Consider the following 22039-nt stretch of genomic DNA (forward strand, 5'->3'; position numbering starts at 1 on the left):
GCGCCGCCTTCCCGGCAGGATCGCGGTCATGCATGGCCAGCTGACCGGAACCCTCCGCGCGTCGCCGGCCGAGCCGGATCTCGCCCATCACGGTGACGCGGAGGTCGGCGAGGGCCTGGTCGACCTCGCCGTCAACGTGCGGCGGGCCCCGATGCCGCCCTGGCTCGCCGGGCCGGTCACGGCCTCGCTGAGCGACCTCGCGGCCTACCCGGACCCGCGCCCGGCCCGCGCCGCCGTCGCCGCCCGGCACGGCCGGCCGCAGGCCGAGGTGCTGCTCACCGCCGGCGCCGCCGAGGGCTTCGTGCTGCTCGCCCAGGCGCTGCGCGGGGTCCGCCGACCGGTGGTGGTGCATCCGCAGTTCACCGAGCCGGAGGCCGCGCTGCGGGCCGCCGGACACACCGTGCAGCGGGTACTGCTCGACGCGGCGGACGGCTTCCGGCTCCATCCCGACCGGATCCCCGCCGACGCCGACCTGGTCATGATCGGTAACCCGACGAACCCCACCTCCGTGCTGCACCCGGCCGCGGCCCTCGCCGCCCTGGCCCGTCCCGGTCGGGTGCTGGTGGTCGACGAGGCGTTCGCCGACACCACCGCCACGCCCGGCGCGCCCGGCGAGCCCGAATCGCTGGCCACCCGCCGGGACCTGCCCGGGCTGCTGGTCGTGCGCAGCCTCACCAAGACCTGGGGACTGGCCGGGCTGCGGATCGGCTACCTGCTCGGCGAGGCCGCGCTGCTGGCGCGGCTCGCCGCCGTACAGCCGCTCTGGGCGGTCTCCACGCCGGCGCTGGCTGCCGCGTCCGCCTGCGCCGGCCCCGAGGCGGTCCGGGCCGAGCGCGCCATCGCCGCCCAGCTCGCGGCCGACCGCGACCACCTGGTCACCCGACTCTCGGCCCTGCCGGGCGTACGCGTGGCAGGCGACCCGGCCAGCGCCTTCGTGCTGGTACGGATCTCCGGCGCCGACCGGATCCGGATGGCGTTGCGGGACAGCGGCTGGGCGGTGCGCCGGGGCGACACGTTCCCGGGTCTCGGTGCCGACTGGCTGCGGATCGCCGTGCGGGACCGGGCGACCACCGACGCGTTCGCCGAGGTGCTGGCAGAGATCATGGAGGCATGATGCTGGAGACCACCATCGCGGCGATCGGTCCACTCGACGAGCCGGCGATGACCGCGGCGCGGCAGTTGCAGGCCCGGTTGACCAAGCCGGCCGGCTCGCTCGGGGCCCTGGAGGAGCTGTCCGTACGCCTCGCCGGCCTGGCCGGCACCTGCCCGCCGCCGCTGCCCACCCCGGCCGCCGTGGCGATCTTCGCGGGCGACCATGGCGTGCACGCCCAGCGGGTCAGCCCCTGGCCGCAGGAGGTGACCGCGCAGATGGTCGGCAACTTCCTGGCCGGCGGCGCGGTGGTCAACGCCTTCGCCCGGCAGGCCGGCGCGTCCGTGACCGTGGTCGACGTCGGGGTGGCCAGCCCGCTCGCCGTCCCCGAGCCAAACGACCCGGCCGCGTCGTCCGGTACCGACGCTGGCGCGGCTGGCGGGCCCGGCAGCGTGGGCGGGCCGGCCGACACCGAGGTGCCCCGGCTGGTCACCGCGACCGTCCGGCGGGGCACCCGGGACATGACCGTCACCGCCGCGCTGACCCGCGAGGAAGCGCGAGCGGCGGTCGAGGTCGGCATCCGGATCGCCGGGGAACTGGTCGACGCCGGAGCGGCGATCCTGCTCACCGGCGACATGGGGATCGCCAACACCACCCCGGCCGCCGCGTTGATCGCGGCGTTCACGGGGGTCGACGCCGCCGAGGCGACCGGCCGGGGCACCGGCGTCGACGACCCGACCTACCAGCACAAGATCGAGGTGGTACGCGCCGCGTTGCGCCGCCACACCCCTGATCCGGCGGATCCGCTGGGCGTGCTGGCCGCCGTCGGCGGGTTGGAGCACGCCGCGCTGGCCGGGCTCGTGCTCGGTGCCGCCGCGCGCCGCGTACCGGTGCTGCTGGACGGGGTGATCGCGGTCTCCGCCGCGCTCGCCGCAGTGGCCTTCGCCCCGGCCGCGGTCGGTGCCGTGGTCGCCGGTCACCGCTCCGCCGAGCCCGGCGCCACGGTCGCGCTGCGCCGGCTCGGCCTCACCCCGCTGATCGACCTCGGCCTGCGGCTCGGCGAGGGCACCGGCGCGCTGCTGGCCCTGCCCATCGTCACCGGCGCGGTCCGGGTGCTGCACGAGGTGGCCACCTTCGACTCCGCCGGGGTGGCCGAGAAGTGAGTGTCAATCCGTACCCCCTCGGGCTCCGGCTGGCCGGCCTGCGGGTGGTCGTGGTCGGTGGGGGAGCCGTCGCCACCCGGCGGGTGCCGGCGCTGCTCGACGCGGGCGCGGACGTGCTGCTGGTGGCGCCGGAACTCACCCCGGCCCTGCGCGCCCACGCGGACGCCGCGCGGCTGCACTGGGTACCGCGTCGCTTCGTCGCCGACGACCTGGACGGCGCCTGGCTGGTGCACGTCGCCGTCGACGACCCGACCGCCGCGGCCGAGGTCAGCGCCGCCGCCGTCGCGCGTCGGATCTTCTGCGTACGCGCCGACGACCGGCACGCGGCGACGGCCTGGACACCGGCGGTGACCCGGTACGGCCCGGTGACCGTGGCGGTGCACGGTGGCGGCGATCCCCGACGCGCGATGACCGTCCGGGATGCCCTGCGCACCCTGCTGCGGGCGAGGGCGGCCCCCCTGCTGGCGGATCCCGTCGACCTCCCGACCGGCGGGCCGGGCCGGGTCGCCCTGGTCGGCGCCGGTCCCGGAGACCCGGAGCTGATCACCGTCAAGGGCTGGCGGCTGCTCACCGAGGCCGACGTGGTGGTGGCCGACCGGCTGGTCCCCGGCCTGCTCCTCGACGAGCTGCGTACCGGGGTGGAATTGGTGGACGCCTCCAAGATCCCGTACGGCCCGTCCCGGGCCCAGGAGGAGATCAACCGGATCCTGGTCGACCGGGCACTGGGCGGCGCCTTCGTGGTACGGCTCAAGGGCGGCGACCCGTACGTCTTCGGGCGCGGCGGCGAGGAACTCCTGGCCTGTGCGGCGGCCGGGGTGCCGGTCACCGTGGTACCGGGCGTGACCAGCTCGATCGCCGCTCCCGGGGCGGCGGGCATCCCGGTCACCCACCGGTCGGTGGCGCACGAGTTCACCGTGGTGTCCGGCCATGTCGCGCCGGACTCACCGGAGTCGCTGGTGCGCTGGGACGCGCTGGCCGGGCTGCGCGGCACGCTGGTCATCCTGATGGGCCTGAAGAACCTCCCCGTGATCACGGCCACGCTGCTCGACCACGGCCGCCCGGCGGACACCCCGGCGGCCGTGGTCCAGGAGGCCACCACCGGCGGGCAACGGATCGTCCGCTCGACGCTCGGCGCGGTGGCCGCCGACACGACCGCCGCCGGGCTGCGCCCACCGGCCGTCGTGGTGGTGGGCGATGTCGTCACCGCCCTCGATCTGGCCGGTTACCGGGGTTGACATGCCGCTGGCCGGCACCCCGGGTGGGGGGTGCCGGCCAGCGGTGTGGTTGGTGTCAGCTGTTCCAGTGTTCGGCGACGAGGTCGGCGGCCTGCTGTTCCCACTGGGCGTAGTGGTCCGGGTAGGCGGAGACCTGGACGGTCTGGGCGGCGACGGTGAGGGGCATGTCCTGCCAGCCGTCGACCTGCTTCAGGCCCTTGAGGAAGGCCAGGGTCGAGTACTCGGGGTCGGTGATCTGCTCGACGGTGCCCCAGCCGCTGGACGGGCGCTGCTGGAACAGGCCCTGCGAGTCGTGGTCGTTGCGGTCGCCGAGGTGGCCGAGGTTTTCCAGCTTCGATTCCTGTAGGGCGGTGCCGATGGCGACCACGGCGGCGCGTTCGTCCATGTCGGCCTTCTTGGTGGCGGCGATGATGGCCTTGACGTTGTCGACCTGCTCGTCGGTGAGGTCGATGTGGGACTGGGCGCCCTGCACGCCGTGCGGGATCAGGGTGCTGGTGTCGGGCTTGTCGGTCTGGACGGCGGCGGCGATGGGGTTGGTGGGGGTGGGGTTGTCGGTGGTGTTGAGGGGGCCGGCGGCGAGGCCACCGGCGATGGTGAGTCCGGCGAGGCCGAGGATGCTCTTACGCAGCGTGGTGTTCATGGGGAAGCTCCGTTCGGGGGTTGGCGCACGGGTGCCGACAGGGGGTTCGGCGGTGCGCGGGCACCGTCAGGCGCTCAAGGGAAGGGGGGAGGTCGTGGTGGCGCGCGGGATAGGGGGTTCTTCGCGGCGCCGGACCATGTGTAACGACCGACCGGGCCAGGTCATTCCCGGGGTGCGCCGGCCGGTCGCGCGGCGGTCAGGGCCGGGGGCCCTGCTCGGTCAGCCACCGATTACAACGCCCCCACCCCGCCAGGGATTCCGCCGACCGCCCACCCGATCCACCCACACACCCCACAACCGGACACCCCGCCCCAGAACGGCACGGTTGATCATGAAGTTGTTGCCACGACACGCCGGGCGGGGTGACAACAACTTCATGATCAACGAGGAGGGTGGGGTGGGAGCCGGGCTCAGTGCTTGAGCATGTTGTCCAGGAGTAGGGCGCAGCGGATCACGCCGAGGTGGCTGTACGCCTGCGGGTGGTTGCCCAGGCCGCGCTCGGCGAGCGGGTCGTACTGCTCCGGGAGCAGCCCGGTGGGACCGGCCGTGTCGATCATCTGGAGGAAGAGTTCCTCGGCGTCGGTACGCCGCCCGGTGCGCAGGTACGCCTCGATCAACCAGGACGTGCAGATGTGGAAGCCACCCTCCCGGCCGGGCAGGCCGTCGTCCCAGTGGTAGCGGTAGACAACCGGGCCGCTGCGCAGGTCCGCCTCGATCTTCAACACGGTGGAGAGGAAGCGCGGATCGTCACCGGGCAACAGGCCGGAGATCCCGATCCAGAGCGACGAGGCGTCCATGTCCTCGTCCCCGTACGCGACGCTGTACGCCTCGGCGTGCTCGTGCCAGCCGTACTCGAGCACGTTCGCGCCGATCCGGTCGCGCAACTCCGCCCATTCCGGGCGGTCCTCGCCGCCGTGCTGCCGCATCACGTGCAGTGCCCGGTCGACGGTCATCCAGCACATCACCTTCGAGAAGATGTGGTGCCGGGGTGGCAGGCGGGCCTCCCAGATGCCGTGATCCGGCTCGTGCCAGCGGCGACGGACCGCCTCGACCATGTTCTCCAGCACCCGCCACTCCTCGGCGCGTACCGAGCCACGGGCGTCGGCGGTGGCCGCGATCAGGTCGGCGATCGGGCCGAAGACGTCCAGCTGGAGCTGGTGGTTGGCGAGGTTGCCGACGCGTACCGGGCGGGAGCCGGCGTAGCCGGGCAGGGTGTCGATGACCGCCTCGGCGCCCAGCTCGTAGCCGTCCACCGTGTAGAGGGGGTGCAGCCGCTCGGGGTGACCGCCGGTGCGCTCCACGCAGCCGTCCACCCAGCGCAGGAAGGCCTCGGCCTCGGTGATCGAGCCCAGGTCGACCAGGGCCCGGGCGGTCATCGCGGCGTCGCGGAGCCAGCAGTAGCGGTAGTCCCAGTTGCGGACTCCGCCCAGTTCCTCCGGCAGCGAGGTGGTCGCCGCGGCCAGGATCGAACCGGTCGCCTCGTGGCAGAGGCCGCGCAGCGTCAGCGCGCTGCGGGCGACGAGGTCGCGGGCGGTGGTCGGCAGCCGCAGCGAGCCCACCCATTCCTTCCAGGGCCGCTCCGCCGCAGCCTGCCGCTCGTGGATCGGCAGCCGGTGGTGTTCCAGGCTGTGCGTGCCGAAGCGCAGTTCCAGCACCACCTGCCCGCCGAGGGCGGCGAGGTCCACCACGGCCTTCGCGGTCTCGTACCCGCCGTCGTTGCCGACCTGCCACTGCACCCCGGGGGAGTAGAGCGCGACCGGTTCGTTGGAGCCGAGCACCAGCAGGCCGTCGCCGAGCGGCTGGAGCTGCACCGCGACCTGCGCGAACTCCGGTCGGGGCGCGAACTCCAGCCGGACCCGGCCGGTGCCGGTCAGCACCCGGATCAGGGTCGAGTCGCCGGAGATGATCGCCGGACCGTCGGGCGTGGCCCGGGGGTCGGGCCTGTCGAGCCAGTCGGTGACGGTCAGGCCCGACCAGCGGGTCTCCACGGTCATCGTGCCCGACCGGTAGCGCTGGCCCAGCGGGATGCCGTCGCGCTCCGGTGCGACGCTGAAGTGCCCGGCCGGGCTGCCGCCGACCAGGTCGGCGAAGATCGCCGCCGAGTCGGGCTTGGGGTTGCAGAGCCAGCTCACCTTGGCATCGGGCGTGAGCAGGGCGACTGTCCGGCCGTTGGCCAGCATCGAGTGCCGCTCGATCGGCACCGCCCGCTCGCCGAACAGCCAGTGCCGGCGGGTCTCCAGGAGCAGCCCGAGCGCGCGGGCGGCCTCGATCGGCTCGGCGACCCGGTAACCGGCCTTGGTCTCACCCGGGCCGATCTTGATGCCGACGTCGGGGCCGTGCAGGTTGCCGAAGGCGTTCTCGTCGGTCACGTCGTCGCCGATGAAGAGCACCGCGCTGGCCGACAGCTGGGTGCGCAACTGGTCGACCGCGGTGCCCTTGTGGGTGGCCACCACGGACAGCTCGATGACCTCCTTGCCCTGGGTGACGGTGACGTCCGGCCAGGTCGCGGGACCGCTGCGGACGGCCTCGATGGTCGCGGCGGCCACCTGGGGATCCACCCCACGGGTGTGGACGGCGACGCTGGCCGGCTTGCGTTCGAGGCGTACCCCGGGATGGGCCGTGGCGATCTCCCGCAGCGCGTCCCGGAGCCGGGTGCGGACGGCGATCAGCTCGGGGGAGAGCCGCTCGACGAAGCCGATGTCGAACTCGGAGCCGTGACTGCCGACCAGATGGACCTCGCTGGGCAGCCGGGAGAGCGCGGCCAGGTCGCGCAGCGCGCGACCGGAGACGACCGCCACCGTGGTCTGCGGCAGCGCGGCCAGGGCGCGCACCGCCGCCACCGACTCCCGCAGCGGTACGGCCTTGCTCGGATCCTCGACGATCGGCGCGAGGGTGCCGTCGTAGTCGCAGGCGACCAGGAGTTGCGGTACCCGGGCGATCCGACCGATGGCGGCGCGCAGCTCCGGGTCCATGGTGCCCGCGACGGGCGTGATGATCTCGTTGGGCGCGGCGTTCACGCCGCCTCCATGTCGGGCACCCCGAGCTCGGTGAGGAACGACTTCGCCCAGTGCCCCACGTCATGGGTGCGCAGATGGCGTTGCATGGTCCGCATACGGCGACGAGCCTCCGGCTTCTCCACGTGCACGGCCCGTAGCAGAGCGTCCTTGACCGCGTCCGGGTCGTGCGGGTTGCACAGGAACGCCTGACGCAGCTCGGTGGCCGCGCCGGCGAACTCACTGAGTACGAGAGCGCCACCGTGGTCCGCCCTGGACGCGACGTACTCCTTGGCCACCAGGTTCATTCCGTCGCGCAGCGGAGTAACCATCATCACGTCGGCGGCGGCGTACATCGCAGCCAGTTCTGTCCGACTGTACGACTGATGGAGATAGTGCACCGCCGGTACGCCAACCCGGCCGAATTCGCCATTAATCCGACCCACCTCGCGCTCGACCTTGACGCGGAGTGCCTGGTAGTGCTCCACCCGCTCGCGGCTGGGCGTGGCGACCTGCACCATAACGGCGTCGGGAACTGTCAACTTTCCGTCAGCAAGCAGTTCGCGGAACGCCTTGAGGCGCAACTCGATGCCCTTGGTGTAGTCGAGCCGGTCGACGCCGAGGATGATCGTCCGCGGGTTGCCCAGTTCCTCGCGGATCTCCTTGGCCCGGGCCTGGATCGCCGGGTCGGCGGCGAGCCGCTCCATCTCCCTGGTGTCGATCGAGATGGGGAAGGCGCCGGCCTTCACCTGGCGCCCGTCCACCTGGATCATCTGCCCCTCGTAGCGCAGACCGAGCAGGTGCCGGGCCAGCCGGACGAAGTTCTGCGCGGCCAGCCGCTGCTGGAACCCGACCAGGTCGGCGCCGAGCAGACCGCGCAGGATCTCGGTGCGGAACGGCATCTGCATGAACAGCTCGATCGGTGGGAACGGGATGTGCAGGAAGAAGCCGATCCGCAGGTCGGGGCGCAGCTCCCGGAGCATCGCCGGCACCAGCTGGAGCTGGTAGTCCTGGACCCAGACGGTGGCGCCGTCGGCCGCGACCTCCGCCGCGGCCTCCGCGAATCGCGCGTTGACCAGGCGGTACGCCTCGCGCCAGCGGCGCTTGTAGGCGGGGGTCTCGACCGCGTCGTGGTAGAGCGGCCAGATCGTCGCGTTGGACTGCCCCTCGTAGTAGCGCTCCAGTTCCTCGGCGCTCAGCGGCACCGGGTGCAGCCGGATGCCCTCCAGGTCGAACGGCTCGGGGGCCGCGCCGGTGCCGCCGGCCCAGCCGACCCAGGTGCCCTGGTGCTCGGCGAGGACGGGATGTAGCGCGGTGACCAGCCCGCCCGGGCTGCGTCGCCACTGCCGTCCCTCGGGTGTGCTCACCTCGTCGACCGGCAGTCGATTCGCCACTACGACAAAGGAGCTACGGACGGTCACGATCGGCCACCTCCGGGTGCTGACGGTTCCACCGCGATGAGCGTACTGAGCGTAGCTGCGGCGTCTGGTGCCCAGTGCCGGACTCACCTACCCGTCCCGAACTCGCCGAAGCCTGGACGTGATCATGTTGACAGGTTGACCGCCCGTGTCGACGCCCGGGTCGGTCACGATCGACGCCCGGGGCGGTACCGGTCGCCCCGCCCGGCCGGGCGGGGCGATGTGGGCAAGGCCCGGCGTACCTGTCAGGATTGACGACGGCGTGCGCCCGGCCGACCCGGCCGGCGGCGGCGGGCGGCGGCCCTGACCCGCGCCCGCACCACGCGAATCGGCGATCGGAATCGACGGAGGAGCCCGCACCGTGGCCCAGTTCATCTACGTCCTGGACAAGGCACGCAAGGCGCACGGCGACAAGGTCGTGCTCGACAACGTGACGCTGAACTTCCTGCCGGGTGCCAAGATCGGTGTGGTCGGTCCGAACGGCGCCGGAAAGTCCAGCCTTCTCAAGATCATGGCTGGTTGGGATCAGCCGAGCAACGGCGAGGCCCGCCTGATGCCCGGCTTCACCGTGGGGATGCTCGCCCAGGAGCCCCCGCTCAACGACGCCAAGACCGTGCTCGGCAACGTCGAGGAGGCGGTCGCCGAGACCAAGGCCAAGCTGGAGCGGTTCAACAAGATCGCCGAGCAGATGGCGACCGACTACTCCGACGAGCTGATGGAGGAGATGGGCCGGCTCCAGGAGGAGCTGGACCACGCCGACGCCTGGGACGTCGACTCCAAGCTCGAACTGGCGATGGACGCGCTGCGCTGCCCGCCGCCGGAGGCCGACGTCACCCAGCTCTCCGGCGGTGAGCGTCGCCGCGTCGCGCTGTGCAAGCTGCTGCTGGAGGCGCCCGACCTGCTGCTGCTCGACGAGCCCACCAACCACCTGGACGCGGAGAGCGTGCAGTGGCTGGAGCAGCACCTGGCCAAGTACGCCGGCACCGTCGTCGCCATCACCCACGACCGGTACTTCCTCGACAACGTGGCCAACTGGATCCTCGAACTGGACCGTGGCCGGACGTACCCGTACGAGGGCAACTACTCCACCTACCTGGAGAAGAAGGCCGCCCGGCTGGCCGTGGAGGGCCGCCGGGACGCCAAGATGAAGAAGCGGCTCTCCGAGGAACTGGAGTGGGTGCGCTCCAACGCCAAGGCCCGGCAGACCAAGTCCAAGGCCCGTCTCGACCGGTACGACGAGATGGCCGCCGAGGCGGAGAAGACCCGCAAACTGGACTTCGAGGAGATCCAGATCCCGCCGGGTCCGCGCCTGGGCAACACCGTCATCGAGGCGAACGGGCTGACCAAGGGCTTCGGCGACCGGGTGCTGATCGACAACCTGTCGTTCTCCCTGCCGCGCAACGGCATCGTCGGCATCATCGGCCCGAACGGCGTCGGCAAGACCACCCTGTTCAAGACCATCGTGGGGCTGGAGGAGCCGACCGCCGGCGCGGTCCGGATCGGCGAGACGGTCTCCCTGTCGTACGTCGACCAGAACCGGCAGGGCCTCGACGGCGACAAGACCGTCTGGGAGGTCGTCTCCGACGGGCTGGACCACCTCATGGTGGGCAAGGTCGAGATGCCGTCGCGCGCGTACATCGCCGCGTTCGGCTTCAAGGGGCCGGACCAGCAGAAGCCGACCAAGGTGCTCTCCGGCGGCGAGCGCAACCGGCTCAACCTGGCGCTGACGCTGAAGATCGGCGGCAATGTCATCCTGCTCGACGAGCCGACCAACGACCTGGACGTGGAGACCCTCTCCAGCCTGGAGAACGCCCTGCTGGAGTTCCCCGGGTGCGCCGTGGTGATCTCCCACGACCGGATGTTCCTGGACCGGGTCGCCACGCACATCCTGGCCTGGGAGGGCGACGACGAGGACCCGGCGAAGTGGTTCTGGTTCGAGGGCAACTTCGAGGCGTACGAGAAGAACAAGATCGACCGGCTCGGTGCCGAGGCGGCCCGCCCGCACCGGGTGACGTACCGCAAGCTGACCCGCGACTGACCGGGGCTGATCCCCTTGGCTGACCGGTTCGTCTACCACTGTGGCCTGCGGTGGTCCGACCTGGACGCGTACGGCCACGTCAACAACGCCCGTTTCCTCACCCTCTACGAGGAGGCCCGGGTGGCGCTGATGTTCGTCGGTGCCCGGGCGCACGGGGTCGACTCGTTCGCCGACGGCGTGGTGATCCGCCGGCACGAGGTCGACTACCTGCGCCCGGTCGACTACGCCCTCGATCGGGCCACCGCCGAGGCGGCACCCACCGTGCGGATCGAGCTGTGGGTGGAGCAGGTGCGGGCCGCGTCCTTCACCCTCGGCTACGAGATGTACGACGGCGACCGCCTCGTCAGCCGGGCCCGCTCGGTGCTGGTGCCGTTCGACCTGGCCCGGCAGGTGCCCCGGCGACTGACCGAACCGGAGCGGGCGTTCCTGCTCGGGTACGCACCGGTTGGTCCGGTGCCGTGAGCGACGGGCACGGCATCGTGGGCGTCGCCGACGCGGGGGCGTTCCTGGCCCGGCTCGTCCGGCTGGAGCGCGCCGCCCTGGTCCGGCTCCGTCCGGCGGCTCCGGCCGCGCGTACCGCCCTCTGGGCCAGGCTGCCGTGGGGGGTGCTGGCGGTGCGTACGGTGGCCGGGCCGGGTGCCGGTGACGTCACCGTCGCCGCCGGGCAGCTGCTCGCCGAGCTGGCGGCCGGCCGCGCCGCGCTGCCCGCCCGCCTCGACGCGCAGTGGCGGTGGGCGCTACCGCCCGCCGCCGGCCGCCGGGTGGAGACGCTGCCCGGCGGGGAACTGCGTCGCCTCGCCGACGCGGCGGCGGGCACCCTGCGGGAGGCGGCCGAGCAGGGGGTCGCGGGTCGGGCGGTCGGGCAGCGCGCGCTGCGGGACGCCCTGCTGGACCACGTCGCGGTGGTGGTCACCCCCGACGACGAGCCTGACCGTCCGGTGGAGGTGACCCAGCGGATGGTGCAGGGTCTCGTGCGGATGGGGTTCCTCGGGCCGTCCGAGGCTCCGCCGGGCGAGGACCGGGTGCAGGTCCGTACGACGGGCCGATGGATTGGCCTGGTGGGACCGTATGGAGCCATCTGGTCGCAGAAGGCCACGGATCTTGCCGTACGGCCGGCCGAGGCTCAGGCGAAAGGATGAGCACCAGTCATCCTTCCGGCTTGGTGCTGGCGTTGGGGGGATGCTTCGCTCCGGCTGTCCGGGTACCGTCCATCCTCGGATCCAACCCACCGTAGGCGACTGGATCCGCTGGGGAGTCTGGATCCGCCGGCAAGTCCGGATCCGCTGGGGAGTGAGGTGCGCGAGCGATGCCGTGGTGGTCATGGCGCCCAGGTCCCGCCGGTGGCGGTGACTCGGAAACTCGAAGCAGGATCACGGTGGAGGGTGCTGTCCGGGTCGGACCGCCGGCGCCCCGCCAACCGGGGGACGACTGCCCGGGTGGGGAGCATCCGTTGATCGCCGACATGCCCGCCACCGTCGAACAGGTCACCCTGCGTCGCATCTGCGACGCGCTCGACCTCCTCGACGTGCGCTACCTCGCCGACGGGGACGGCAACCTGCTGGCCATGTGGGAGCGGCACGCCGTGCTGGTCACCCTGGAGGGCCCCGAAGACGAGATCCTCGTGCTGCGGGCCCGGCCGCACGCGACCGTGCCGCCGGACTGGGCGGACCGGGCCTACCGGGTGGTCAACGAGTGGAACCACACCCGCCGCTTCTGCAAGGCGTACGTGGGGGACGCCACCGAGCGCGGCCAGTTGCCGATCTACGCCGAGTTGCAGGTCCCGCTCGCGGCGGGCGCCCACGACGCGCTCCTGGTGGAACTGCTCGACTGCGGCGCCGCCGTGGCCACCAGCTTCGTCGACTGGCTGCACGACGAGGGTGCCCTGCTCTGACGGGCGACGACCGCCCGCGCGGTGCGGAGACCGTTCACTCGCGGGCCGACGGGTCCTCCATCACGTTCACCATGAAGTACGCCGCCCGTTCGAGATAGTTCCAGAGTTCGGTGGCGAGCGCCGGGGGCAGGTCGAGGCTGTCGACCGTGCGCCGCATGTGACGCAGCCAGGCGTCGCGCTCGGCGGCACCGATCCGGAACGGGGCGTGCCGCATCCGCAGCCGGGGATGCCCCCGCTGGGCGGAGTAGGTGTTCGGGCCGCCCCAGTACTGCATGAGGAAGAGTCGCATCCGGTCGGCGGCCGGCCCCAGATCCTCCTCCGGATACATCGGGCGCAGCAGCGGGTCGTCGGCGATGCCGGCGTAGAACTCGTCGACCAGTTTGCGGAATGTGGGCTCGCCGCCGACGGCGTCGAAGAGCGTGACCGCCTCGCCGCGACCCTCGGACTCACCTACGGGATTCACCGTTCCATCCTGCCAGGCGTCGGCGGGCGGCTGCCCGGCCGGACCGGGCGGAACGACGGTGGGTCAGGTCACCGCGTGGGTCAGGTCACCGCGTGTCGGGGCCGGCCCGGCTCCACGTGACCGGGATCGTCGGAGGACGCTGCCGCCGGCGGCGCGCCGGAGGCGGCCCGGGCGGCGGTGACGGCGGCGTTCACGGTCTGCTGATCGGGCCAGCGCAGGGCGACGAGCGACATCAGCACCACCCCGGCTGCGCTCCACAGCCCCACGACGATCGGGATCGGGAAGCGGTCGGCGAGCAAGCCGGTCGCCATCACCGCGGCTCCCTGGGTGACCTGGAGGCCGGTGGCCATGACACCGAATGCCCGGGCCCGGAAGCCGTCCGGGAGGGCCTGGACGAAGAGGCCGTTGGCCACCGGCAGCAGCCCGGCGACCGCGAACCCGCAGGTGGCGGCGAGCAGTGCCACCACCACCGGCGGCGGATCGAGCAGTGCGGGCACCAGGCTCAGGGGGGCGAGGACGGCCAACGGCCGCAGCAGGAGCAGCCGGCGGGCCGGTGCGACGGCGCGCCCGATCACCAACCCGCCGACGATGAACCCGAGCGGCGTGGCCGCCATGATCACGCCCTGCGCGAGGCCCGGGTCCATGCTCGCCCCGGCGCGTTCGTTCGCCCAGGCGGCGGCCAGCCCTTCGGGCACGATGGAGAAGAGCATGGCGCTGAAGACCAGCACGGCGATCGCCCGCAGCACCGGCGTGTGAAAGACCATCCCGAACCCGGCGGCGGTCTCCCGGAGCAGGTTGCTGCGGTGCTCGCTGGTCATCGCCGGCGGTCGGTGGCGGACGCCGAGCCGGACGATCCCGGCCGATATCGCGAAGGTGGCCGCGTTCATCAGCAGCGCGGCGGTGGGGTTGACCGTCGCCACGGCGGCACCGAGCAGATAGCCGACGATCTGGGCGGCCTGCCCCACGCTGGCGTTGACCGAGATCCCGACGACGAGCCGGTCCCCGGGCAGGATCAGCGGCATCAGGGCGGACCGCGCGGCCTGGCTCGGTGGGTTCGCCAAGGTGACGAAGAACAGCAGCGCCAGGATCATCGGCGCCGGCATCCCCGGGATGGCGACGATCAGCATCAGCGCCATCCGGACGAGATCGCAGATGATCATGACCCGCCGGTACGGGTGCCGCTCGGCGATCGTGGCCAGCAGCGGCCCGCCGATCAACCAGGGCAGGTAGCTGATCGCGAAGGCGGCCGCCGACAGCGCGACGGACTCGGTCTCCCGATAGACCAGGAGGGTGACCGCCGCCTTGGCGGCATAGTCACCGACCCAGGTCAGCGTGTTGGCCGAGAGGACGGCGCGGTACTCACTCTGGGCGAAAATCTCACGGAAAGTGGCCGGCCCTTCCGCAGAAGGTCGCTCGTCGGACACCATCGCCTCCACCGTTCCGGTGGCAGGCCACTCGTGGTGGCCGCCCGGAACATCGTCAGGTCTGCGGATCAGCGAGAACATGACGCGCTCGGGAGCGCGTGCACCGGATTCTGCCCGATAGTCTGAGAACTGGCTAGGGCGAACGGTTGGTCGGTCGCATCTCCGACTGAACGAACGGACGATACCCGAGGGGCTTCTCGGCCGCGACCCCCGGCGGACGGCTCAGGCGGCCCCGCCCTGACCGGTCTCGGTCTCGGAACGAGTAGGTGCGCCGGGCTGGGGACGGCCCGCCGCGATCCTCGCCGTGATACCGGAGTTCTCCAGCGCCTCGGCGAGCCGGCGGCGCAGCTCCCGGCCCACGGTGAACTGCCCCTCGGCGGTGGTCTTGACCACCGTCCGGATCACGGTGCCCTCCACGGTGACCTGCTCGACGCCGAGCACCTCGGGTGGCTCGACGATCGACGTCGCCAGTTGCGGGTCCACGGCGAGTGACGCGGCGGCGGTACGCAGGACCGCCGTGGCCTCCTCGGTGCCGGCGAAGCCGATCGGCAGGTCGACCACCACCAACGCCCAGCCCTGGCTCCGGTTGCCCACCCGGACGATCTCGCCGTTGCGGATGTACCAGAGCACACCCCGCCCGTCGCGGACGGTGGTGACCCGCAGCCCGACCGCCTCGACGACGCCGGTCGCCTCGCCGAGGTCGACGTTGTCGCCGACCCCGTACTGGTCCTCGATCAGCATGAACAGTCCCGCGATCAGGTCCTTCACCAGGCTCTGCGCGCCGAAGCCGAGGGCCACGCCGGCGATTCCCGCACTGGCCAGCAGCGGTGCCAGATCGAAGCTGAGTTCCTTGAGCACCATCAGCACGGCGATGCCGAGGATGAAGGCCGTGCTCATGCTGCGCAGCACCGAACCGATCGCCTCGGCACGCTGCCGGCGGCGCTCCGGGACGAACTCGTCGGGAGCGGTGGCGGCACTCGGGATGCGTTCGCGCAGCGGGCGGAGCATGGGCGGCACGCCGGCGTCCGTGGTGGTCCGCACCAGCCGGCGGATCGTGCGCTGCACCAGCCACCGGACGGCCATCGCCAGCAGCAGGATCATGACGATCCGCAGCGGCTTGACCAGGATCCAGAAGCTGCCCTCGGCGAACCACACCGAGTCGGTGTGGTTCCAGACGAAGTCGCACAGGAACTCGTCCAGGCACTCCGGGCTGGGTGTGTCGACCACCTCGGGGCTGGGCGACGGCGCGGGGGTGGGGCTGCTGACGGTCACCCTGATTTCGTACCGCACCCGCCCGGCGGGCGCGTCGCCGACCCTCCGGTGGGTGACGCCGGACCTCCCGACCGGGCGCTGCCGGGCGGAAAGCCGGTGCGGGTAGCCCGGATTAGTACGTGCATTCGCGGGTCCGATCAGGGACTATTGGCGCAGCGGACGTCGGTGATCCGGCCGGCGTCGACGTGGTGCCCGGCTGCGCCCGGTGCCGGTCGGCGGCGGCGAGTGGGAAGCCGCTTGACCGGGAGGGTGACGCGATGCCTGACATACGACCCACGGTGGGCTCCGGCGCGCTGGTTCTCAACGCCACCTACGAGCCGCTGTGTGTCGTGTCGGTACGTCGGGCCGCGATCCTCGTGCTCTCCGCCAAGGCGATCTGCGTCGCCGACGGCGAGGGCATCCTGCACAGCGCCCGCAACGCGCTGCCGGTGCCCTCGGTCGTCCGGCTCACCCGATTTGTCCGGGTGCCGTACCGCACCCACGTGGGCCTGTCCCGCCGGGCGATCTTCGCTCGGGACGGCCGGCGCTGCGCCTACTGCCGTGGCCCGGCGGAGACCATCGACCACGTCTTCCCGCGCAGCCGGGGTGGGCGGCACGCCTGGGAGAACGTGGTGGCCGCCTGCGCCAGGTGCAACCACACCAAGGGCGACAAGACCCCGGCCGAGCTGGGCTGGCGACTGCACTCGCCGCCCACCGCCCCGAAGGGGATCGCCTGGCGGGTGCTCGGCCACCGCGCACCCGACCCGCGCTGGGCCGACTGGCTGGACCTCCGCGAACCCGAAGCCGCGTAACCCCACCCCCACCGCGACCACGACAGACCTAGCGAGAGTCGACCAGCGAGGCGAACACCACCACGTTGTCCGCGTAGCCGGTCTGCCCACCCACCCAGCGCCCGCCGCAGGTGATCAGCCGTAGCTGGGGACGGCTGAAGTCACCGAAGACGTCGTCCGCCGGGAGCTGCTCCTTGTCGTACCTGCCGACCCGGTCGACCTCGAAGACCGCCACCGAGCCGTCCGACCGGGCGACCTCGACCCGGTCACCGGCCCGCAGGTCCGGCAACTCATGGAAGACCGCCGGGCCGGTGGTGGTGTCGACGTGCCCCACGATGACGGCCGGGCCGTACTGGCCGGGGGTCGGGCCCTGGTCGTACCAGCCGGCCTCCTGCGCCCGCTCGGCGGGTGGCGCGGCGATGCTGCCGTCCGGTGCGATGCCCACGTTGTGCACCGGCGCCGCCAGGTCGATCTTGTTGATCTCGATTCCGACCGGCTCGCTCGCCGCCAGCACCGGGAACTCCTTCGGTGGCTGCGCCAGCCCGGCGATGAAGCGGTCCGGCAGCAGGTTCAGCCCGGTCAGCCGCTCGACGCCGAGCATCGTGATGATCAGCAGCATGAGCGAGCCGATCACCAGCACCGGCAGCCCCGGGCCGGAGTGGGCGCGCCGTCGGGCCCCCACCGACCAGGCGCGGCGCGGTCTCGGTGGCAGTGGCGGGGTCGACGGGTCGGGCGTGGCGACGCTGGCCGATCCCATCTGCGCGGTCACCCGGCCCAGCCGGCCCGCGGCCAGGGCCACCACCCGCCGCCAGGCGCGGCGGGCGGTGGTCCGGGGGGCGCCCGGACCCGGTTCCGGCGCGGGTACGCGGCAGCCGGTCATGGCGACAGTCGGTCAGGAGCCGGCCCGGCGTCGGCTGCTGATCAGCCCGAAGACCACCACCGCGGCCACCGTGGCGGCGCCGCCGAGCAGCAGCATCGAGCCCGTGCTGCGGCCGGCGGTGCCACCGCCACCGGTCGCCGGGCCCTTCGTGGGCTGGTCCATGTTCAGCACGGTCAGGGTGGTGGTGGCTGTCCGGTCGTTGTCACAGCGCAGGTGCACCGGATAGTCGCCGGCCGCCTTGTTGCCCGGCACGGTGACCGACCCGGTGAGCAGGCCGTTGTCCGGCCGGAGGAAGACCCGGTTGAACGCGTCCGAGGTCACCTCGGCCTGCCGGTCGTTGGCGTTGTCGCAGCTGGCCCGGATGTTCACCCGGGAGCCGGCCTGGACGCTGTTCGGCGTCACCTCGACGAAGGTGTCCTGACCCGCCCTGGCGGGTGCCGCGCCGACCAGGACGAACGCCCCGATCAGTGCGAACGCCCCGAGCAGTCGGACGATGGTCGACGGGGCGTGGCGGATGCCCCCGTACGGTCGCAGACCCCGCATGATCCTCCCTCCCGGCACCGGTGCACCGGTCCTGCTGGGGCGACCTGCGGGGCTTTCCCCCTGCTCGCGGTGCTAACCGGGGAGCGGGGTGATCGGTTGCCGGGTGAGCGGGGTGGAGAGGACCATCGTGCTGGACGGCTGGCCGTACGGTGCGAGCCGGTCGATGACCGCCTCGAACGTCCCGATCGAGCCGACCGCGACCTTCAGCACGCTGCACGCGTCACCGGTGATCCGGTGGATCTCCAGGATCTCCGGCCATCCCGCGACCTCCGGGTCGTGCAGGATGCACCGGGCGCCATAGCAGGACATCCGGATCAGCGCGACCACCGTGCGGCCGGCCCGGGTGAGGTCGACATCGGCGTGGTATCCGGTGATCACACCGGTCTCCTCCAGCCGGCGCACCCGCTCGGCCACCGCCGGCGGGGAGAGATGCACCCGCCGGGACAGTTCGCTGAACGACAACCGTGCGTCGGCCTGCAACTCGCGCAGCAGCGCCCAGTCCATCTCGTCCACGCTGACGACCTTACGTCCGGAAGGTCGATCCCGGCCAGCGGTTTGTGTTCCTTAGGCCATCCCGCCAAAGCGCCGTTGAAGAGGCATTCCGTCCGGGGAACCCGGCAGGGGATCATGACTGGAAGGCAGGCATGAAGGAGGGAGCGGACGCATGGAGCAGACCGAGCTGAGCCCGGGGACCAGGACGGCGGTGCGTCCGGTCACGCCACGGCAGCGGGCGGCCCGCGCCGCGCGCAACGGCGGTGAGCCGACCCTGGAGTTCACCGAGCGGGTGCCGTACGACGCGTACGTGCAGGCCAGCACGCTGCACCGGCTCCAGCAGCCGCTGAGCAGCGACCCGGGCGAGATGTCCTTCCTGATGGTCAGCCAGATCATGGAGCTGTACTTCGGGCTAACCTGCCACGAGCTGCGGGATGCGTCCCGGCTGCTGCGCGCCGACCGGGTGTGGGAGGCGTTGGCCCCGCTGCGCCGGGCCGCGCTGCACCTGGAGGGGCTCAACGCCGCCTGGCGCGGCCTGCGCTGGATGACCCCGGCCGACTTCAACCGGTTCCGCAACCTGCTCGGCGAGGGCTCGGGCTTCCAGTCGGCCATGTACCGCCACCTGGAGTTCCTGCTCGGGCTGCGCGACCCGGCCCTGATCCGGCCGTTCCGCCGGCAGACCGAGGTGCACGCCGAGCTGACCGCCGCCCTGGCCACGCCGAGCGTCTGGGACGAGGTGCTCGCGCTGCTCGCCCGCCACGGTCACGACCTGCCCGCCGAGCTGCTGGAGCGGGACGTGGCCGTCGAGCACGAGGCGCACCCCGTCATCGAGGCGGCCTGGGTGCGCATCTACGCCGACACCGGCCCGGACAACCACCTGCGGCTGCTCGGCGAGGCGCTGACCGAGGTGGCCGAGCAGTTCGGTGACTGGCGGCACCACCACATCAAGGCGGTCCAGCGCACCATGGGCGCCAAGGTCGGCAGCGGTGGCTCGGCCGGGCTGGCGTGGCTGCAACGCAGCATGGCCCGGGTGGTCTTCCCGGAGCTGTGGTCGGCCCGTACCGCGATGTGAGGCGAGAGGCGATGACGACGGACGAGATCGGCGCCGGTGAGGCCGAGGCGCTGCGCCTGGACGCCGCCGACCCGGGGCACCGGCACCTGTTCCACGTGCCACCGGCCGACGGTGGCCGCTACCCCGAGGCCGCGTACCTGGCCGGCAACTCGCTCGGCCTGCAACCGAGGGCCACCCGTACCGAACTCCTGGCCGATCTGGACGCCTGGCGCCGGCTCGGCGTCGAGGGGCACCTGGAGGCGGAACGGCCCTGGCTGCCGTACCACGAGTCGCTGACGGCGCCGGCGGCCCGACTGGTCGGCGCCCTGCCCACGGAGACCGTGGTGATGAACTCGCTGACGGTCAACCTGCACCTGCTCATGGTCAGCTTCTACCGGCCCGTCGGCACGCGGACCCGGATCGTCATCGAGGACACCGCCTTCCCGTCGGACAGCTACGCGGTGCGCAGCCAGGCGCACTTCCACGGCCTCGACCCGGACGCCACGGTGGTCCGGCTCGCGCCGCGCCCCGGCGAGGACATCCTGCGGACCGAGGACGTCACCGCGTTCCTCGCCGCCGAGGGGCACACCGTCGCGTTGGTCCTGCTCGGCGGCGTCAACTACCTCACCGGTGAGCTGATGGACATCCCGGCGATCACCGCCGCCGGGCGGGCCGCCGGCGCGGTGGTGGGCTGGGACCTGGCCCACGCGGCGGGCAACGTGCCGCTGTCGCTGCACGACTGGGACGTCGACTTCGCCGCCTGGTGCTCGTACAAGTACCTCAACTCGGGGCCGGGGGCGCTGGCCGGCGTCTTCGTGCACGAACGGCACCACGACGACGCGGCGCTGCCCCGCTTCGAGGGCTGGTGGAGCACGGCGGCCGCCACCCGGTTCGAGATGGCGGCGGTCAGCCGGCCACCGGCCACCGTCGAGGCGTGGCAGGTCTCCAACCCGCCGATCTTCGCGATGGGGCCGGTGCGTACCTCGCTGGAACTGTTCGACTCGGTGGGCATGGCGGCGCTGCGCCAGCGCAGCCTGCGGCTCACCGGCTACCTGGACCGGTTGCTGGACGAGGTGGCCGCCGGTCGGCCGCTGTCGGTGATCACCCCGCGCGAGCCGCGCCGTCGCGGCTGCCAACTCTCGGTACGCATCGGCGCGGGCAGCGCCGCCGAGCTGACCAAGCGGCTGCGGCACGAGCACGGGGTGATCGCCGACGCCCGGGAGCCGGACGTGGTCCGGTTCGCCCCGGTGCCGCTGTACTCGACGTACCACGACTGCTGGCGGGTCGCCGACGCGCTGACCGCGACCGTGGAGACGACGGGATGAGCCGGGAACGCGACGAGGTCGCGGTGGTGGGCGCCGGGTTGGCCGGCTGCCTGCTCGCCTGCTTCCTGGCCCGGCGGGGTCATCCGGTGGCGCTCTACGAGCGGCGGCCGGACCCGCGCACCGGCACACCCGAGCGGGGCCGCTCGATCAACCTGGCCCTCTCCGAGCGTGGCCTGGACGCGCTGCGCCGCATCGGGCTCGACGAGCAGCTGATGGCGGACGCGCTGCCGATGCGCGGGCGGATGGTGCACCCGGTGGTGGGCGAGCCGGGCTTCCAGCCGTACAGCGTCGACGGTGACCGGGCGATCAACTCGATCAGCCGGGGCGCGTTGAACAACGCGCTGCTGGCGGCCGCCGCCAAGCTGCCCGGGGTGCGGATCGCCTTCGACCACCGGCTGGTCGGGCTCGACCCGGCCACCGGTGAGATGACCTTCCAGACCCCGCAGGGCACGGTCACCGCGAACGCCACGGTCGTGCTCGGCACCGACGGCGCCGGTTCGGCGGTACGCGGGCAGCTGCTCGGACACGGCCTGCTCACCGAGAGCGTCGACTTCCTGGACTACGGCTACAAGGAACTCACCATCCCACCGCTGGACGGTGAGTTCGCGCTCGATCCGGGCGCGCTGCACATCTGGCCGCGCGGCACCTCGATGATGATCGCGCTGCCCAACCCGGACCGCTCGTTCACCTGCACGCTGTTCTGGCCCACCCACGGCACCGCCAGCTTCGCCTCGCTGGGCAGCCCGGCGGCGATCGAGCGGCACTTCGCGCAGCACTACCCGGACCTGCTGCCGATCGCCCCGGACCTGATCGACGACTACCAGCACAACCCGGTCGGCGTGCTCGGCACCGTGCGCTGCGACCCGTGGCAGGTCGACGGGCGGGTCGGGCTGCTCGGCGACGCGGCGCACGCCATCGTGCCGTTCTACGGTCAGGGCGCGAACTGCGCCTTCGAGGACGTGGTGGAGCTGGACCGCTGCCTCGACGAGTGCGCCGGGGACTGGTCGGCGGCGCTGCCGCTGTTCCAGCACCGCCGGCAGGACAACGCCGAGGCGATCGCCCGGATGGCGCTGGCCAACTTCGTGGAGATGCGGGACATGGTCGCCTCGCCGGTCTTCCGCACCCGCAAGCGGATCGAGCACGCCCTGGAACGGGCGCTGCCCGGCCGCTACGTGTCCCAGTACGAGCTGGTCTCCTTCTCCACCGTCCCGTACGCGCAGGTGCGGCGCCGGGTCCGCCGGCAGTACCAGGTGCTCGGCGCGGTGGCCGCCGGTGTGACGGTGGCGGTGGCCGGCGCGGCGGTGGCGCTCGGGCGGCGGGGACGCCGATGACGCTCTGGGATCCCCGGCTG

Annotated in this window: 20 protein-coding genes; 11 read left to right on the top strand and 9 right to left on the bottom strand. The window is 72.5% G+C overall.

The window, feature by feature from the left end; genetic code table 11:
• The first annotated feature begins 28 nt into the window (after positions 1-28).
• The 3 genes from cobC to cobA are packed head-to-tail and all read left to right on the top strand — an operon-like array spanning position 29 to position 3488.
• Positions 29-1114: an Rv2231c family pyridoxal phosphate-dependent protein CobC gene (gene cobC, locus O7615_RS19360; RefSeq protein WP_278179130.1), complete on the top strand. Its 1086-nt coding sequence runs from the start codon at positions 29-31 to the stop codon at positions 1112-1114.
• Positions 1114-2253 carry a nicotinate-nucleotide--dimethylbenzimidazole phosphoribosyltransferase gene (locus tag O7615_RS19365; protein WP_278182148.1) on the top strand — a complete coding sequence of 380 codons (1140 nt, stop codon included), beginning with the start codon at positions 1114-1116 and terminating at the stop codon, positions 2251-2253. Before cobC ends, O7615_RS19365 begins: the two co-directional genes overlap by 1 nt.
• Positions 2250-3488, top strand: coding sequence for a uroporphyrinogen-III C-methyltransferase (gene cobA / locus O7615_RS19370; protein WP_278179131.1), 1239 nt, complete (start codon positions 2250-2252; stop codon positions 3486-3488). Before O7615_RS19365 ends, cobA begins: the two co-directional genes overlap by 4 nt.
• A gap of 55 nt (positions 3489-3543) precedes the next feature.
• Here cobA and O7615_RS19375 read toward each other — a convergent pair whose 3' ends face one another.
• The 3 genes from O7615_RS19375 to O7615_RS19385 all read right to left on the bottom strand — a co-directional run bounded on the left by O7615_RS19375 (position 3544) and on the right by O7615_RS19385 (position 8542).
• Positions 3544-4128, bottom strand: a complete 585-nt coding sequence (locus tag O7615_RS19375; protein WP_278179133.1) for a hypothetical protein — start codon at positions 4126-4128, stop codon at positions 3544-3546.
• 410 nt (positions 4129-4538) lie between these two features.
• Positions 4539-7100, bottom strand: coding sequence for a trehalose-phosphatase (gene otsB, locus O7615_RS19380; RefSeq protein WP_278182149.1), 2562 nt, complete (start codon positions 7098-7100; stop codon positions 4539-4541).
• Positions 7101-7141: 41 nt separating this feature from the next.
• Positions 7142-8542 carry a trehalose-6-phosphate synthase gene (locus O7615_RS19385; protein ID WP_278179134.1) on the bottom strand — a complete coding sequence of 467 codons (1401 nt, stop codon included), beginning with the start codon at positions 8540-8542 and terminating at the stop codon, positions 7142-7144.
• 358 nt (positions 8543-8900) lie between these two features.
• On the opposite strand from O7615_RS19385, the gene ettA reads away from it, so the two are divergent.
• The 4 genes from ettA to O7615_RS19405 all read left to right on the top strand — a co-directional run bounded on the left by ettA (position 8901) and on the right by O7615_RS19405 (position 12468).
• A complete protein-coding gene (gene ettA, locus O7615_RS19390; protein ID WP_278179135.1) occupies positions 8901-10577 on the top strand; it encodes an energy-dependent translational throttle protein EttA in 1677 nt (558 codons plus the stop codon).
• A 15-nt stretch (positions 10578-10592) separates the two neighbouring features.
• A complete protein-coding gene (locus O7615_RS19395) occupies positions 10593-11039 on the top strand; it encodes a thioesterase family protein (RefSeq protein ID WP_278179136.1) in 447 nt (148 codons plus the stop codon).
• A complete protein-coding gene (locus tag O7615_RS19400) occupies positions 11036-11716 on the top strand; it encodes a hypothetical protein (RefSeq protein ID WP_278179137.1) in 681 nt (226 codons plus the stop codon). The genes O7615_RS19395 and O7615_RS19400 overlap by 4 nt, the downstream gene beginning before the upstream one ends.
• A gap of 167 nt (positions 11717-11883) precedes the next feature.
• On the top strand, positions 11884-12468 hold the full coding sequence (locus O7615_RS19405; RefSeq protein WP_278179138.1) for a YbjN domain-containing protein: 585 nt from the start codon (positions 11884-11886) through the stop codon (positions 12466-12468).
• A 34-nt stretch (positions 12469-12502) separates the two neighbouring features.
• Here the strand turns inward: O7615_RS19405 and O7615_RS19410 are convergent, their stop codons facing one another.
• The 3 genes from O7615_RS19410 to O7615_RS19420 form a co-directional block, all read right to left on the bottom strand.
• Complete coding sequence (locus O7615_RS19410; RefSeq protein ID WP_278179139.1) at positions 12503-12931, bottom strand: globin; 429 nt, start codon at positions 12929-12931, stop codon at positions 12503-12505.
• An 80-nt stretch (positions 12932-13011) separates the two neighbouring features.
• Complete coding sequence (locus O7615_RS19415) at positions 13012-14358, bottom strand: MFS transporter (RefSeq protein ID WP_278179140.1); 1347 nt, start codon at positions 14356-14358, stop codon at positions 13012-13014.
• Positions 14359-14577: 219 nt separating this feature from the next.
• Positions 14578-15633 carry a mechanosensitive ion channel domain-containing protein gene (locus O7615_RS19420; protein ID WP_278182150.1) on the bottom strand — a complete coding sequence of 352 codons (1056 nt, stop codon included), beginning with the start codon at positions 15631-15633 and terminating at the stop codon, positions 14578-14580.
• A 251-nt stretch (positions 15634-15884) separates the two neighbouring features.
• Between O7615_RS19420 and O7615_RS19425 the strand changes: the two genes are divergently transcribed.
• Positions 15885-16418 (top strand): HNH endonuclease, encoded by a 534-nt coding sequence (locus O7615_RS19425; protein ID WP_278179141.1) that lies wholly within the window; start codon positions 15885-15887, stop codon positions 16416-16418.
• Positions 16419-16446: 28 nt separating this feature from the next.
• On the opposite strand, the gene O7615_RS19430 is transcribed toward O7615_RS19425, so the two are convergent.
• The 3 genes from O7615_RS19430 to O7615_RS19440 all read right to left on the bottom strand — a co-directional run bounded on the left by O7615_RS19430 (position 16447) and on the right by O7615_RS19440 (position 18333).
• Entirely contained in the window at positions 16447-17277 is an 831-nt protein-coding gene (locus O7615_RS19430) for a class F sortase (RefSeq protein ID WP_278179142.1), read from the bottom strand.
• 12 nt (positions 17278-17289) lie between these two features.
• A complete protein-coding gene (locus O7615_RS19435) occupies positions 17290-17820 on the bottom strand; it encodes a hypothetical protein (RefSeq protein ID WP_278179143.1) in 531 nt (176 codons plus the stop codon).
• Positions 17821-17892: 72 nt separating this feature from the next.
• Entirely contained in the window at positions 17893-18333 is a 441-nt protein-coding gene (locus O7615_RS19440) for an Lrp/AsnC family transcriptional regulator (protein ID WP_278179144.1), read from the bottom strand.
• Between the two features lie 151 nt (positions 18334-18484).
• Here O7615_RS19440 and O7615_RS19445 point away from each other — a divergent pair, with 151 nt between their 5' ends.
• The 3 genes from O7615_RS19445 to O7615_RS19455 are packed head-to-tail and all read left to right on the top strand — an operon-like array spanning position 18485 to position 22019.
• A complete protein-coding gene (locus O7615_RS19445) occupies positions 18485-19384 on the top strand; it encodes a tryptophan 2,3-dioxygenase family protein (RefSeq protein ID WP_278179145.1) in 900 nt (299 codons plus the stop codon).
• An 11-nt stretch (positions 19385-19395) separates the two neighbouring features.
• On the top strand, positions 19396-20688 hold the full coding sequence (kynU, locus tag O7615_RS19450) for a kynureninase (RefSeq protein ID WP_278179146.1): 1293 nt from the start codon (positions 19396-19398) through the stop codon (positions 20686-20688).
• Positions 20685-22019: an NAD(P)/FAD-dependent oxidoreductase gene (locus tag O7615_RS19455; protein ID WP_278179147.1), complete on the top strand. Its 1335-nt coding sequence runs from the start codon at positions 20685-20687 to the stop codon at positions 22017-22019. The genes kynU and O7615_RS19455 overlap by 4 nt, the downstream gene beginning before the upstream one ends.
• Positions 22020-22039: the final 20 nt, after the last annotated feature.

Origin of the sequence: Micromonospora sp. WMMD1082, assembly GCF_029626175.1 — a bacterium.
Lineage (GTDB): Bacteria > Actinomycetota > Actinomycetes > Mycobacteriales > Micromonosporaceae > Micromonospora.